The sequence below is a fragment of the Paenibacillus sp. R-74696 genome, from assembly GCF_055814915.1.
The window spans coordinates 200079-215040 of sequence record NZ_JBPULM010000046.1 but is presented as its reverse complement, the minus strand read 5'-3'; the positions used below and the strand labels follow the sequence as shown (position 1 = coordinate 215040).

Below are 14962 nucleotides of genomic sequence, written 5' to 3'. Positions count from 1 at the left end.
TGCTACTAACTTGCTGGTCAAGGGTGTAAGACGGAGGGAAACCTATGGGCAGAAAATTTGATATTCATTACTTGCTAGATTTCATACCCAAATTGCTGTCTTACCTGCATATCACCTTGTTTATTGTAGCTGCATCCATTTTGCTGGGCATCGTGGTTGGTTTTATAATCGCGCTGCCCCGGCTTTACAAAACTCCCGTATTGCAGCGGGTTTCGCAGGTGTATGTATCCTTTTTCCGCGGAACGCCAATATTGATTCAGCTCTTTCTCATTTATTACGGTCTTCCGGAATTGCTTAAGCTGGTTCATATTGATGTATCACGGGCCAATGTGCTCGTTTTCGTTATTTTGGCTTATGCTCTCCATAGTGGCGCTTTTATTTCCGAGGCGATTCGGGCGGCGGTCAATGGGGTGGATCGTGGGCAGGTAGAGGCGGCCTATGCGATTGGAATGAGCGGCTATCAGGCGTTTACCCGAATTGTGCTGCCGCAGGCGCTGGCGATATCGATCCCGATTTTGGCGAATCTCGTCATTGGCAACCTGAAGGACACATCGCTGGCGTTCACGCTGGGCGCCATGGAAATGACGGGCAAGTCGCAGACGCTAGCCTCGGCAACCCAGCATTTTATCGAAACCTACATTGCTTTGTCCCTTATTTATTTTGTAATCAGCACGATTTTGGAGCGGACCTTCCATTATTTAGAGCGCAGGCTGCTGCGTCATGAGAAACAAGTGGCCGAACCGGTGGAGCGTTATGGAAAAAGAAGGCTGTGGAAGCGGACGCTCATCGCGCGCTTTGAGAAAGGAGGCTGAGCCTGATGTCACTAGACCCTGGATTTATATGGACGGCCTTTCTCAGCTTGTTCAAGGCGCTGCCTAATACACTTTATATTACCATCGTCTCGGTGTTCGTCGGTTTCATTATCGGTACAGCAATTGCCCTTATTCGTATTTATCGCATTCCGATTCTATACCCGCTGGCTAGCGCTTATGTGCTATTCATTCGTGGTACGCCGATGCTCATGCATTTGCTGCTTATCTATTTCGGCCTTCCGATCATAATCGATGGGCTGGCAAGCGCACTCGGACTTGGCTTTAATTCAACGGTTATTCCGTTAATCGGATTTGCTTATATTTCTTTCTCGATTACTGCAGGCGCCTATATGTCGGAGGTTGTACGCGCAGGCATTCTTGCGGTGAACCGCGGACAGATGGAGGCCGCTTATTCCATTGGAATGACGACGCCGCAGGCGCTGCGCCGTATTGTACTGCCGCAGGCGCTCGCCGTCTGCTTGCCGAATCTATCGAACAATTTGATTGGCATGCTGCACGGTTCAACGCTCGCTTTTACCGTATCTGTCGTTGAAATCAATGCCCAAGCGCAAATTGTCGCTGCCACAAATTGGAAATTTCTTGAAGCCTACATTGCAGCCGCGGTGCTGTTCTGGGGCATGACCATATTAATCGAGCAAGGTACTGCTTGGCTTGAGCGGAGAATTAATAAATACAATCGAGGTGGCGTAGCATGATTGAACTGAAGCAGATTTCCAAGTCGTTTGGGAAAAATCAGGTGCTTCAATCCATCGATTTGACGGTGGAAAAAGGCGAGGTCGTTGTCATATTGGGCCCAAGCGGCTCGGGTAAAACAACCTTGCTGCGCTGCATCAATTATTTGGAGAAGCCCGATAATGGGCAAATCCGCATTGGGGATTTCGAGCTGGACTTCAAGGCAGCAGGGAAAAAAGATATTCATAATCTGCGCCAGCGCTCGGCTATGGTGTTCCAGCATTACAATTTATTCAAGCATAAGACGGCGCTGGAAAACGTCATGGAAGGGCTGCTCATTGTGCAAAAGCTGCCCAAAGACGAAGCAAGGCGGCGCAGCACGCAAATGCTGGAGAAGGTAGGGCTTGCGGCGAAGCTTGACGCTTACCCAAGCGAGCTATCCGGCGGACAGCAGCAGCGGGTGGGCATCGCCCGGGCGCTTGCGCTGAACCCGGAAGTGATTTTGTTCGATGAGCCGACGTCGGCGCTTGATCCGGAGCTTGTGGGCGAAGTGCTTGATGTCATTCGCAAAATCGCTGGAGAAGGCATTACGATGATCGTCGTCACGCATGAAATGGGCTTTGCCCGCGATGTCGCAAGCCATGTCGTCTTTATGGACGGCGGTGTTATCGTCGAAGAAGGCAAGCCGAGCGAGCTGTTCGGCAGGCCGAAGGAAGAACGGACCAAGCAGTTTCTGAAGCGAATCGCGCCGGAACCTAGCTATAGCATATAAACGAGCGTTGCAAGGCAATCGACGATGGGAGAGAATGGAAATGGCGATTAAGCTTAGCATTTTAGACCAAAGCCCTGTTTTTCCAGGCAGCACGCCGGCAGAGGCTTTTCAAAATACACTCACACTGGTGAAAAAGGCGGAGCAGCTCGGCTACAACCGTTTCTGGGTATCTGAGCATCATGATTCGGCGCAAGTTGCCGGCTCCTCGCCTGAGGTGCTGATTTCGTTTTTGCTTGCTCAAACAGAAAGTATTCGCATTGGCTCAGGCGGTATTATGCTCCAGCATTATAGCCCTTATAAAGTAGCGGAAAACTTTAATTTGCTGGCGACACTTGCTCCAGGCCGTGTTGATCTAGGAATCGGCCGCGCGCCGGGCGGGCTGCCGCGTTCCACGCAGGCTTTGCAGAAAGGCATTTCACAGGAGCAGTCGCTGCAGGATAAGCTGGTGGAATTAGAGCATTTTGTGAAAAATACGCTGCCCGCGGAGCATGAGTTGGCCGGGCTGCAGGCTTCCCCTGTGCCAGAGCAGCCAGCCGAAATCTATGTGCTTGGCGCTAGTGTAGCCAGTGCGAAGCTGGCAGCTGAAGCCGGTTACCCGTATGTATTTGCCCAATTTATTAACAGTGATGCAGCTATCGCGGAAGAGGCGCTGACCGCTTATCATGCGGAGTTCCGCTCGGATAAAGGCAAGCAGCCGCAGGCGATTTTGGCGCTGTCGCTCATTGCCGCTAATACCGATGAGGAGGCAGCACTGCTGGCCTCTGATCATAAAAACGTTAAAATTCATTTGGAAAATGGCAAGACGCTGACGGTCGGAACCGTCGAGCAGGCGGAAGAATTCGGTAGACAATCGGGCCAGCCTTATAGGGTTGAAGTGAAGGAAGCCGAAATTACGAAAGGCTCGAAGGAGACCGTTCGGAGGCGGCTGCTGGAATGGCAGGAGAAGCATCACGTCAATGAGTTTATTATAACGACGGCGGTTAAGGATTTTGAAGCTAGAATTCATTCCTATGAGCTGTTATCGGAAGCTTTCGCTGAGCTTGCTGTAGAAAGCTAGAAGGTTTAAAGTGGATACTGTGAAAGGCAAGTAGTAGGGCAGGCAGCATGAATAGGCTGGAGCAAAAGCACGATGCGGGGGAGGATTTGGCATGGCGGATACACAGGCGGCGGAGAGGACGCAGCAGTTGGGGGCAAAGCTGATTGAAATACGGCGCCAGCTGCACCAGCATCCCGAATTATCAAATGAAGAGTTCGCCACGACGAAGGCGATTCAAGGCTGGCTTACGGAAGCGGGCATTCGCATCGTCGATTATGGGCTGAAAACGGGTGTAGTCGCCGAAGTTGGCGGCAAACGCAGCGGGCCTGTTCTGGCTTTGCGTGCCGATATTGATGCACTGCCGATCCAAGAGGAGACGGGGCTGCCCTATGCATCGCAAGTGGCGGGAAAAATGCATGCTTGCGGGCATGATTATCATACCGCTTCGCTCATCGGTGCAGCTTTACTGCTCAAGCAGCGCGAGGAGACGCTGGCGGGAACGGTGCGCCTTATTTTTCAGCCTTCTGAGGAGAAGGCGACAGGCGCACAGGTGGTCATTGCAAGCGGCGCGCTTGATGGTGTGGGGGCGATTTATGGCATTCATAATAAGCCGGATCTGCCCGTCGGGACGATTGGCATTAAGCCGGGACCGATAATGGCAGCAGCCGATGGTTTTGTTGTTGAGGTGACGGGCAAAGGCAGCCATGCGGCTGTGCCGGAAGCAAGCATTGATCCGATTGTGACGGCGGCGCATATTGTGACGGCGCTGCAATCGATCGTCAGCCGCAATGTCAGCCCGCTGCTGAGCGCGGTCGTTAGCGTGACGCGCATTCAAAGCGGAACCGCCTGGAATGTCATAGCGGAAAAGGCCGTCTTCGACGGGACGATTCGCACCTTTGACGAGCAGGTGAGGAAGCATGTGCTGGAACGTTTCCAGCAGGTGGCGGAAAATGTAGCAGCAGCGTTCGGCGCAACTGCGACGGTGCGCTGGATTAAAGGGCCGCCAGCGGTTCAAAATGACCCGGCTTTAGTAGAAGCAGCAGTCGCAGCAGCTCACGAAACGTTGCTGCAGGTCGTAGAGCCGCTTCCGTCTTCTGCTGGAGAGGATTTTGCTTTTTATCAGAAGCAGGTACCGGGTTTGTTTTTTTTCATGGGAACAGCGGGCCCGCAGGAATGGCATCATCCGGCTTTCGATATCGATGAGCAGGCGCTGCCGCTGACCGCTGCTTATTTTGCCAACCTAGCCAGTCGTTATTTGGAGCCGTTCGGAGAAACGAATAAGCAATAAACGAAGCGAATAAGGTGAAACGGCCGTCGCCGGCCTTAGTCGGCGTGGCGCGTTTCAGTCCGAGAAATATAGGCTGGTTATAAGAATGAAACTTATAAATTCCTATATTTTAACAAAAGGGCTCCTAGACGTCATCTTATAGATGAAGCGGTCAAGGCTCTTTTTATCCTATAATTCCGATAAAAATCATGCGAAAGGTGTGTATAGTGTGGCGAATATCAAAGTTGAAGTTCGGGATGCGGTAGCGGAAGACCGCGAGGCGATTTTGCGCATCGTCGTAGCTGCTTATTCGCAGTACGAGGCTGTTATGTCACCCGATCGCTGGGCCGATTATAAGGCTTCTATTATTGAATCGGTTGATAAGGAAGGACCCCAGGCGCGCATAGTTGCGGAGGTGAATGGGGAGATCGTCGGCAGTGTGCTGCTGTTCACTTCGTCGACTACCGCCTATGGACGTCCAGAGCTGAAAATCGATTCACCGATTATTCGCTTGCTTGGGGTAGCGCCAGAGGCCCGCGGGCTTGGCGTTGCGACAGAGCTGATCAAGGAAAGCATTCGCCGTTCGCTCGCGCTTGGGGCTTCCACGCTGCATCTGCACACCTCTGATTTAATGGCGTCTGCCATTAAGCTTTATGAGCGGCTGGGCTTTGAACGGGCGACGGATAAGGAAATGTACAATGGCGATGTTTTGGTGAAATGCTACAAGCTGCAGCTTCAGGAAACGGCATTATTGTCTTCATAAACATTCGGAGGAGGAATTGGTTATGGCTAAGCGGAAAAAAATCAAATTTGGTGCAATTGTTCATGGGGTTGGCGGTCATGTTGGGGCTTGGAGACATAAGGATGCCGTGACGGATGCCAGCGTTAATTTTGAATTTTACAAGCAGCAGGCGCAGAAGGCTGAGGCAGGCAAATTCGATCTTGTATTTATTGCCGATGGGCTCTACATTACCGAGCATTCGCTGCCTCATTTCTTGAATCGATTTGAGCCGCTGACTATCCTTTCCGCGCTGGCGGCGGTTACTTCGAAGATCGGCTTGGTTGGCACGCTGTCGACGTCCTACAGCGAGCCGTTCACCGTAGCCCGGCAGTTTGCTTCGCTTGATCATATTAGCGGCGGGCGCGGCGGCTGGAATGTCGTCACGTCACCACTTGAAGGCTCAGCGAAAAACTACAGCAAGGCGGATCATCCAACGCATCCGCAGCGCTACCGCATTGCAGAGGAATATTTGGAGGTAACGCGCGGGCTTTGGGATTCATGGGAAGATGATGCTTTTGTGCGGGATAAGGAATCGGGCGTGTTTTTTGACCCGGAGAAGCTGCATCGTTTGAATCATAAAGGCGAGTTTTTCTCCGTGCAGGGGCCGCTCAATATTGCCCGCTCGAAGCAGGGCCAGCCGGTTGTTTTCCAAGCGGGCTCCTCGGAGGATGGACGCAATTTGGCAGCGAAAAGCGCCGATGCGGTATTTACGGGGCATGAGTCCTTGGAGGAAGCGAAGGCTTTCTATCTCGATGTGAAAAATAGAGCGGCAGCGTATGGCCGGTCGGCAGATGAAATTGGCATTTTCCCTGGCATTTCTCCCATTATCGGACATACGCAGGAAGAAGCAGACCGCAAATACGAGGAGCTGGCTAGCCTCGTGTCTATTGATAAGGCGCTGCAATTTTTGGGCCGCTTCTTCGAGCATTTCGACTTCTCGCAGTTTCCGCTCGATGAGCCATTCCCGGACATTGGCGATCTCGGCAGCAACAGCTTCCGCAGTGGCACGGACAAAATCAAGAGCAAAGCTCGGGAGCACGGCTTAACGCTGCGCCAGGTCGCACTAAGCGTAGCAACGCCGCGCACAGACTTTATCGGTACGCCGGAGAAAATCGCTGACTTAATTCAGCAATGGCATGAGGAAGAGGGTGCCGACGGCTTCATTATTCATTCTTCTGTGCCGAAGGGGCTGGATGACTTCGTCGATCTAGTTGTGCCGATTTTGCAGGAGCGTGGCATCTACCGGACAGAGTATGAGCATGATACGCTCCGCGGCAATTTAGAGCTGCCGATTCCTGAGAATCGCTATGCCGCAAAAGCGCTAAGCAAAGCTTAAAACAGCATTTCTGAGCTGTTGATCGGACAAAAAAGAATAGTAATCGCGTTTGTATCATACACGGGTACTGGCACACTGGACATTTTTTGGAAATGTTCACTGCACGGGCCCGTGTATTTGCTGTTTACATACATATGCCATGCAAAGGGCGCCTTGCAAAAAACGGAAATAGTGATAAAATAGTAGCGTTTACAATAGGGGCGTTAAAGCCATATTGGGGAGGCAAAGCATGTCCAGATTATTTCAGACTAATACAATTCGAAAAGTAAGAGAACTTGGCGGTATGTGGGATTTTGTCACGGTTCCGGATGGAGAAATTCAGCTGGAATCGCTTCAATATCGATATAGGCTGGCGGTTCCGGGCTGCTGGGAGACGCATCCGGAGCTGCTGACATACAGTGGCAGAGGCGTTTACCGCACCAAAGTGACCTTGGAGAAACGGACGTCGCTTCGTCTTATTTTTAAAGGCGTGAGCCATACAGCCAATGTGTTTTTTGATGGAAAGCCGGTTGCCCGCCATTATAATGCGTATACGGCATTCGATGCCGTCATTCGCGATGTTGAAGCGGGTACACATGAGCTTGCCGTGCTCGTGGATAATTCTTTTAGCGAAGCATCGTCGCTTCACGTCCCTAACGACTATTATACATACGGCGGAATTATTCGTCCGGTCATGCTGGAGGAAATTCAGGAGCTGTTTGTTGAGCGCATATCTTTCATCCCTTTGAAAAATTTAACTTCAGAAACAGAAACCGAATCGGAAACCGAATCAGAAACAGAAATAGAAACAGAATTGGAAGCAGGACAGCAAAGTGCTGGCAGCTGGCAGGCAGAGATTCGCGCTTGTGTCCGCTATCCAGCGCTATCGAAGAAGCATACGCAGGTGCAGTTGGATACTAGGCTGACGGCGACGATTGCAGGGCAGACGCTGGAGCTTGGCAGCGTGAGCTTGCAACCGGGAGAGACGGCGAGTGTAGGCGGCATTTTCAGCATGGATCAGGTGCAGTCTTGGTCGCAGGAAAATCCGGCTTTGTATTTGCTGCAGGTTTTGGTGCAAATCGAAGGCCAAGCGGCTCCCGTCGATGATTTGGTGGAGCGCGTAGGCTTCCGAACGGTTACAACGGAGCGTGGACGCATTCAATTGAACGGCGAGGATATCGTGCTGCAAGGATTTAATCGGCATGAGGATCATCCGCTGACAGGTTCAGCTTTACCGCTGCCGCTTATGGCACAGGATTTACAGTTGATGCTGGATATGGGCGCAAGCGCGGTGAGAACTAGCCATTATCCGAATGATGAGCGTTTTCTCGATTTATGCGATGAGCACGGCGTGCTGGTATGGGAAGAAAATCATGCCCGCGGCTTGTCGATTGAGCAAATGCGCAATCCAAATTTTATTTGGCAGTGCGAGCAGGTTAATCGCGAGATGGTGGAGCAGCATTTTAATCATCCATCGATTGTCATTTGGGCGATTTTGAATGAATGCGCCAGCGATTTGGAGGAAGGGCGCGTTCACTACAAGCGGCAGCTTGAGCAAATTCGGGCAATGGACAGCAGCAGGCCGCTAACGTTTGCTTCCCATCACCGTGAGAAGGAAATTTGCTTTGACCTTGCCGACATCGTGTCCTGTAATTTGTACCCGGGCTGGTATGGCGATGAAGATCCAGGCGAGCTATGCGATGCGGCGCGAGGCTGGGCCGATGCCGCAGGCGGTGCGGGCAAGCCGATGATTATGAGCGAGTTTGGCGGCGACGGCCATTACGGCTTGCGCGACCCGAACCGGGTACGCGGCACAGAGGAGCGCCAGGCAGATATTATTGAAGCGAATTTGCAGGCGTACACGTCGCGAGAGTATATGTCCGGCATGTTCATTTGGCAGTTTTGCGATTGCCGGGTAACCGAAGGCACGGGCTGGCTGCTCGCCCGCGCCGGAACGCAGAACAGCAAAGGCATTGTGGACCGCTATCGCAGGCCGAAGCTGGCTTATGAAGTGGTGAAGAAGTATTTTCGAGGCAAAGCTCGGTTGTAGGGCAATTTGGACTTGTAAATGAAAGAGATTTAGCACAAGGGTGGAGTAGTCTGGCTAAATATATTAAGCATAGAAGCGATGGGATTAACGGCATGCTGCCGTTTGCTCCATCGTTTTTTATGTGATTAGGCGTGCATGCAAATGTAAGCGAGCCAGAAGCTGATCCATTTTAGCATCAAATATCTTCCCGCCGCAGTCTCACAACCGACTCCGGTTTACTCCCTGCACGATGATGGACTTGGCGGACACAGCAGCCGCTATTTCAATAGAATCACGGGTTATGGCACCGGCTGCGGACTGAGGAGCAGCTAATGCACCGCCTGATTCCTTTTTCAGGGAATAATGAGGGAGATAACGGATTTCCTGTCCGCTTACGGCCTGAAATCGGAGTAAAACCCAGAATAGCGGAACCTCAGTCCGCCAAAAAAAGGGAGCGTTCCCGAGCCGAGGGGTCTCATCCATAGTGGTTTCAGTAACAGTGATCTGAGCAACGCACCTATGTGGTTGCCCCCAGCCTTAACTCGTTAGATAAGATTTACCCTCGACTAAGATAAGAACAAATCGCTTTCTACTGGGACTGGGCATCATGACGCTGCTCCTCTTGTTCGTTAAAGTGCAGCAAATGATAGGTGGGAGGGGATTGGTCCATTTACGCCTATAGTAAAGTTGGCGCGGCGATGAATGTGAGTGTAAGGGCAGGGCAGCTCTAAGGCTGGAGCCTACAGCTGCTGCAAATCCTTCATCAACCACTCGTCAGATCCATCGCGCGATAAAAACCACACATGGGTAAAGCGGCCTTGCGGCTTATAGATGAGCTCTTTGGCACGCAAAATATCGGACATGCCGAAGGCGGGGGAAGCATTTCGAATGATTAACGCGATCGGATAAGCAGTCGCGTAATGGTTTATTTTCAATTCCTTCGTCTGAATGCGCTTATTCAGCTCGGCGATCAGCATTTCGACTACCTCTTGATTAAGATTGCGCGATTGGGAGCGGCCTAGCAGCCTTTTCGCCTCTTCGGAATCATAGAACAGATGAGTAATTTCAACGCCAATGATGTGATGATTCCGATGCTGAAGCACGGCATCCGGGCGTTCACGCTGATAGAGCAGCCGGAGCCTATTGGCATAATTTTGGTTGTAGAGACGGATGAAAATGCGGACAGCTGTGCGTTCTAGATCTCTTTTTTCCTGATAGCCCTGCAACGGAATTCCCCTATCTGCGTACCTTTCCGAGCTGCTAGCCTTCCTTCGGATCGGTTAAATTTGTGTGCATGATTAACGAATATCCCCTAAAGCCAATAAGCAATGATAGCTGTAAGCCCTGCTAGCGTGCATAATACGCCACCGAATCTTGTTGATACAAGGTAGAGGCTGGACGCTTCGGTGCCGTCATTAGATTTCCAGCTCTCAGTCAGTGACCATACGAAGGCGGGCCGCGTCACCAATAATAAACCACAGCAGATTAATAAAATCCCAATAAAAAGCATGAGCGGACACCTCCTTGAAAAATGAGTACAGCTTTATAATAACATGATCGATGACCATAACTGTAATCTTTTAGTGGAAAAAGCCTGCTCCTTCCGCGTGCGGATGGGAGCAGGCTTGTATAATTTAAGTTGTGCTTTATGAAGCAGCTAGCTGTTACAGATAAACGGCTTTGCCCGTGCGTGCGGACTCATAAATGGCCTCCAAAATTTGCGAAACGACATACGCTTGCTCTGGCGTTACAACCGGATCAGTGTCGTCCTCAATTGCTTTCAGCCACATTCTCATTTCCAGATCGGAGTCGCGGCCGGAATCTGCGCCGTCGAAGAAAGCCACGCCGCCGGATTTCAGCTCAATGTCCGTCGTGTAAAGACGGCTATGGTTTTCGCCATTGATCCGCAGGCCGCCTTTCATATCAGCTCCGCCTTCTGTACCGGACAGCGAGCATTTTGCTTCGTCAATATCCAGTGTGTTCAGCGCCCAGCTGGACTCAAGGGAAATCGTAGCGCCATTTTCCATAACGATCATGCCGAAAGCGGAATCTTCAACGGTAAACTTGGCAGGGTCCCAAGGGCCCCAAGCGTTGGCTGCATTTTCACGCTGCGACAGCTTGTGGTAGGCTGTTCCAAGTACAACCTTTGGCTTGTAGTTGTCCATCATCCACAATGTCAGATCCAGCGCGTGAGTACCGATATCGATTAGCGGGCCGCCGCCTTGTTTTTCTTCATCAAGAAATACGCCCCATGTTGGTACGGCGCGGCGACGAATCGCATGTGCTTTCGCGTAATACACTTCGCCCAGCTCGCCATTAGCACAAATTTTCTTCAGCTGCTGGCTGTCTGGACGGAAACGGTTGTTGTAGCCGATCGTCAGTTTTTTGCCAGTACGGCGTGCCGTTTCCATCATAAGCTTTGCATCTGCTGCTGTTTTTGCCATTGGCTTCTCGCACATGACATGCTTGCCAGCTTCCAGCGCAGCAATCGCGATGACCGCATGGGAATCATTCGGCGTACAGACGTGAACGACTTCAATAGATTCGTCCTTCAAAAGCTCAGTATAGTCGGTGTATACGCGAGCGCCTTCCGCACCATACTTCGCAGCAGCCTCCTGTGCGCGATGCTCCTCGATGTCGCAGAAAGCGACGATTTGTGCGCTTTTAATCGTGCTAAGGCTTGGCAAATGCTTGCCATTAGCGATACCGCCACAGCCGATAATCGCAATACGATGAATTGTAGACATTATAAAATCCTCCTTGAATTTGTTGTTAGTGCGCCTCGGCGCATGCTTTAAATAACTTGTTAATAAGTGAGCGGAGTGAAAGGTTTGGATTTGAGAAGCGATAGCGCTCGCATTTGCTAGTGGATTTCTACCGCTGAAGCGGTCTAATTCAAAGAAATCCACTAGCAACAGCGATCGAAAACCAAATCTTTCACGCAGCGAATTTCCATTTTAACAAAGTTTTACGCAAACGGGGAAGGCAAAAAGATATCGACTTCCTTTTTCGTCTGAGCAGAACGGATAATGCCGTCGATAACCGCTTGATTGCGAACGATTTGGCTGCCAGGAATAGGGGCCGGTCTGCCGTCGCGCACCGCTTCGGCAAAATCCCACACCTTGGCATGAAATAAATCCGTTTGGTGCTGAATAACCGGAATCGGGCTTTCCGTATGATGTCCTTGTACATCATGGAACATCGTGATGGAGCCTACACTGCCATCGAATACGCCGCTCCAAGGGCCTGAGCCGGAAGGTGTAACCTTGAGCCCGGCATTGGTACCGAGGAATAGGGCGGCGCCGAGCGAGTCCATATGCATCGCCCAAGAAATTTTGAAATTGAGCACAATATCGCCTTCGAAACGAATCATCGCCACGCCGAAATCCTCAACGTCAAACTTGTCTGCTTCCTTATGATACAGCGGGTTCGTACCAAAATGGTTAGACGTAAACGCTGATACCGTCAGCGGCTTCGGATAACCAAGCGCATTCATCGCCATGTCGAGCGAGTAGCAGCCAATGTCGGCCATGGCACCAGCTCCGGCAATGTCCTTGCGGATAAAGGTTCCGCCTGGCATGCCGCGGCGGCGTCCGCCTCCCGTTTCTACATAATACACCTTGCCTAGCTCGCCAGACGAGATGAGATCACGAATGATCGCCATATTCGGGTCATAGCGCGGCTGGAAGCCGATGTTGAGCATATAGCCCGTTTTGAGCGCTGTTTCCGCCATCGTCACCGCTTCTTCAAGCGTGACCGACATTGGTTTTTCCAGCATGACATGCTTGCCTGCATTTAGCGCATCAACCGTCGTTTGAAAATGGGCCACATTCGGCGTGCAAATGCTGACGCCATCAAGCTCCGTGTCGAGCAGCTGCCGATAGTCGTCATAGGCCGCCGCATGGGGCAGCTCCCAATGCTCAATAAATTGCCCGGCGCGGCCTGGAATAATATCGGCGACAGCAGCAACTTCTACGCCGAGCATCTGCTTATACGCTCTAGCATGGGCGCCTGCGATGCCGCCGCTGCCGATAATTCCGATTTTTAGCGTCTTGGACATTGCGATTATCATCCTTTACTACATAATAGACATCTGCTGCGCACGGTATTCAGAAGGGGTCATATCAAAACGTTTGCGAAATACCGCATGCAAATAGTTGGCATTGGCAAATCCCGTTTGCTGGGCGATTTTTTCAATCGACTGCGTGCTTTCGGCAAGCGCATGGCATACCGCCTTGAGGCGCATGTTTTCGAGTGTGGCGCTGAAGGACTGGCCGTCCCCGGCCTCCTTGAATACCCGCTGAATATGCCGCGAGCTTAAATTCAGCTTGTCGGCTACATCCTCGAGCGTGACCTCGCCGGAGTAGTTGGCCTGTATATATTCCATAGCGAGACGATAGCGGTAAGCCTTCATATCCCGTGTGGGCCAGTGGGCCTGTTCCGGCTCCTTCACCGTGTCATAAGCACGCACTGCCCGCAGCAAGATTTGAATGACATTTTGTCTGATCGTCGTATAGCTGCCTGTATAATGCCTTGAGCAAGCTTCATAAGCTTCCAAAAACAACGGCATAGCCTGATGCACATCTTCTGCTGGAAACAGGGGCAGCGTGCGCAGCTTGCTGATGCAATCATCTGCCTCGGCCACTTCCCAGTCATCCGCTTCTGTAGTAGGGGAGGAGCCGGGCAACAATCTGCGATCGATAATATCGACATGCAGGCACAGCTCATCCATAATGTCATCCGGACTTGCCTCTTGATAATGAAGCACATCAGGACCCGTCAAATAAAACATGCCTTCGTTCAGCGCATATGGCATATCGACCAGAATTACAGTCCCCTTGCCCTGCGGTATAAAATGAAACTCGAACTCGGCATGCTTGTGAAAGTTGACGATTTTGCCGGGAAGAAACTGGGTCAGGTGAAAACGCAGCACATGTATATCGTAATAGCCCCAGCGGATGCGAAGATCAAGTCTCTCGAGCGCATCCTGGCGCTCACGCATCACTTCATATGGAAAAGGCTGCAATTGCGCCAAACCTCCCTTCAAGCCGTTATTTCTGAAAAATAATCCAGTAGTCTATTATTGCGCCAACTCATCGATACGAATCGATTTGCCTTCGCGCACGGAACGGTTCGCCGCTTCAACCAGCTTTGTTAATTCAACGGCAAGCTGAACATTTTCCTCAGCCTTCGTATCGTTAACAATATGATCGGCGAATTGGTTGAAAGCGCCTGGTCGCGAGTTTGGAAGCACCTGCTCCTGCCATTCCTTCCCAGCGTCTTCACCGTTCAAGTTCGTCCGCAGCAGCAGGCGGTCATCAGGTGTGCCGTACATCAAAGTGCCTTGCGTGCCGTGAATTTCGATCGTGAAAGGCGAGAACGCGTTGACGAAGCCCGCTTCAACGATGCCGACTGCGCCTGATGCTGTTTTAAGCAATACGACGGCGTTATCTTCTACTTCTTTTCCTGTTACATAGCCATATTGCGCAGATGCTTCAACAGGCTGCTCACCGAGGAACAGGCGAGTCAAATACATCGGGTGGCAGCCCAGATCGATCAAGGCGCCGCCGCCACATTGCTCCAAATTGTAAAAATGCTCAGGCAGCCAGTTTTTCGTAGCGCCATCATGCGATAGTCTAACCCGAACAAGCGTTACTTGGCCAAGCAGGCCTTGTGCCAAAATGTCCTGAATCGCCAGCGTGTAGCCCGCGTTTAGCCTTGGAAGGGAAACGGTAAGCTTCACATTGTTCGCGGATACCGCTTCGATGACTTCATTTACTTCTTTAAGTGTAGGAGCGATAACTTTTTCCGTGAAAATATGCTTGCCCGCACGTGCAGCTGCAATGATAACGTCGCGGTGGATGTTGGACGGAGCGTCTACGATAACGGCATCAATGTCGCTAGCGAGCATCTCGTCCAAGTTGCTGTAGAAGGGAACGCCTAGCTTGTCAGCAGCCGCTTGGCCGCGCTCTGGAAGCTCATCCCATACCGCTGTAATTTCTGTACCCGGATGCGCCTGCGCTTCCTTCGTATAATCCCAAGCATGTACATGCCAGTAGCTAATTTTTCCAATTTTAATCATTTCATCACTTCTCCCAACCTAGTATACAAAATTGAGACATCACAGTAAATTTATCATAGAGATTTCAAATTTATTAGTCTAATTAAGTGACTTTGTATGTATAAGATTACGACGTGCTGAAAAGAGGAATAATATTTTTAAAGACTCCATTTGGATTTAGTTTTTTTGTGTTAAG

The 14962-nt window shown here is 51.1% G+C and carries 14 protein-coding genes; 8 read left to right on the top strand and 6 right to left on the bottom strand.

Annotated elements, in window-relative coordinates; all coding sequences use genetic code 11:
- Window positions 1-44: 44 nt before the first annotated feature.
- The 8 genes from ACSR9A_RS25510 to ACSR9A_RS25475 all read left to right on the top strand — a co-directional run bounded on the left by ACSR9A_RS25510 (window position 45) and on the right by ACSR9A_RS25475 (window position 8726).
- Window positions 45-812 carry an amino acid ABC transporter permease gene (locus tag ACSR9A_RS25510; RefSeq protein ID WP_473760597.1) on the top strand — a complete coding sequence of 256 codons (768 nt, stop codon included), beginning with the start codon at window positions 45-47 and terminating at the stop codon, window positions 810-812.
- A 5-nt stretch (window positions 813-817) separates the two neighbouring features.
- Window positions 818-1528 carry an amino acid ABC transporter permease gene (locus ACSR9A_RS25505; protein ID WP_473760595.1) on the top strand — a complete coding sequence of 237 codons (711 nt, stop codon included), beginning with the start codon at window positions 818-820 and terminating at the stop codon, window positions 1526-1528.
- A complete protein-coding gene (locus tag ACSR9A_RS25500; RefSeq protein WP_473760594.1) occupies window positions 1525-2277 on the top strand; it encodes an amino acid ABC transporter ATP-binding protein in 753 nt (250 codons plus the stop codon). Before ACSR9A_RS25505 ends, ACSR9A_RS25500 begins: the two co-directional genes overlap by 4 nt.
- Before the next feature lie 40 nt (window positions 2278-2317).
- Window positions 2318-3334 (top strand): LLM class flavin-dependent oxidoreductase, encoded by a 1017-nt coding sequence (locus ACSR9A_RS25495; protein ID WP_473760592.1) that lies wholly within the window; start codon window positions 2318-2320, stop codon window positions 3332-3334.
- 91 nt (window positions 3335-3425) lie between these two features.
- Entirely contained in the window at window positions 3426-4601 is a 1176-nt protein-coding gene (locus ACSR9A_RS25490; protein ID WP_473760589.1) for an amidohydrolase, read from the top strand.
- A gap of 208 nt (window positions 4602-4809) precedes the next feature.
- Window positions 4810-5343 (top strand): GNAT family N-acetyltransferase, encoded by a 534-nt coding sequence (locus ACSR9A_RS25485; RefSeq protein WP_473760588.1) that lies wholly within the window; start codon window positions 4810-4812, stop codon window positions 5341-5343.
- Between the two features lie 22 nt (window positions 5344-5365).
- Window positions 5366-6697: an LLM class flavin-dependent oxidoreductase gene (locus ACSR9A_RS25480; protein WP_341278904.1), complete on the top strand. Its 1332-nt coding sequence runs from the start codon at window positions 5366-5368 to the stop codon at window positions 6695-6697.
- Window positions 6698-6926: 229 nt separating this feature from the next.
- Window positions 6927-8726, top strand: coding sequence for a glycoside hydrolase family 2 protein (locus ACSR9A_RS25475; protein WP_473760586.1), 1800 nt, complete (start codon window positions 6927-6929; stop codon window positions 8724-8726).
- A 719-nt stretch (window positions 8727-9445) separates the two neighbouring features.
- Here the strand turns inward: ACSR9A_RS25475 and ACSR9A_RS25470 are convergent.
- The 6 genes from ACSR9A_RS25470 to ACSR9A_RS25445 form a co-directional block, all read right to left on the bottom strand.
- The gene (locus ACSR9A_RS25470; RefSeq protein ID WP_473760585.1) at window positions 9446-9931 is read right to left on the bottom strand and encodes a hypothetical protein; all 486 of its coding nucleotides are present in this window, start codon (window positions 9929-9931) and stop codon (window positions 9446-9448) included.
- Between the two features lie 86 nt (window positions 9932-10017).
- Window positions 10018-10215 carry a DUF6199 family natural product biosynthesis protein gene (locus tag ACSR9A_RS25465; RefSeq protein WP_473760583.1) on the bottom strand — a complete coding sequence of 66 codons (198 nt, stop codon included), beginning with the start codon at window positions 10213-10215 and terminating at the stop codon, window positions 10018-10020.
- 154 nt (window positions 10216-10369) lie between these two features.
- The gene (locus ACSR9A_RS25460) at window positions 10370-11452 is read right to left on the bottom strand and encodes a Gfo/Idh/MocA family protein (protein WP_473760581.1); all 1083 of its coding nucleotides are present in this window, start codon (window positions 11450-11452) and stop codon (window positions 10370-10372) included.
- Window positions 11453-11673: 221 nt separating this feature from the next.
- On the bottom strand, window positions 11674-12765 hold the full coding sequence (locus tag ACSR9A_RS25455) for a Gfo/Idh/MocA family protein (protein WP_473760580.1): 1092 nt from the start codon (window positions 12763-12765) through the stop codon (window positions 11674-11676).
- A gap of 18 nt (window positions 12766-12783) precedes the next feature.
- Window positions 12784-13731: a helix-turn-helix domain-containing protein gene (locus ACSR9A_RS25450; RefSeq protein ID WP_473760578.1), complete on the bottom strand. Its 948-nt coding sequence runs from the start codon at window positions 13729-13731 to the stop codon at window positions 12784-12786.
- A 54-nt stretch (window positions 13732-13785) separates the two neighbouring features.
- Window positions 13786-14787, bottom strand: a complete 1002-nt coding sequence (locus ACSR9A_RS25445; RefSeq protein ID WP_473760575.1) for a Gfo/Idh/MocA family protein — start codon at window positions 14785-14787, stop codon at window positions 13786-13788.
- Between the last annotated feature and the right edge of the window lie 175 nt (window positions 14788-14962).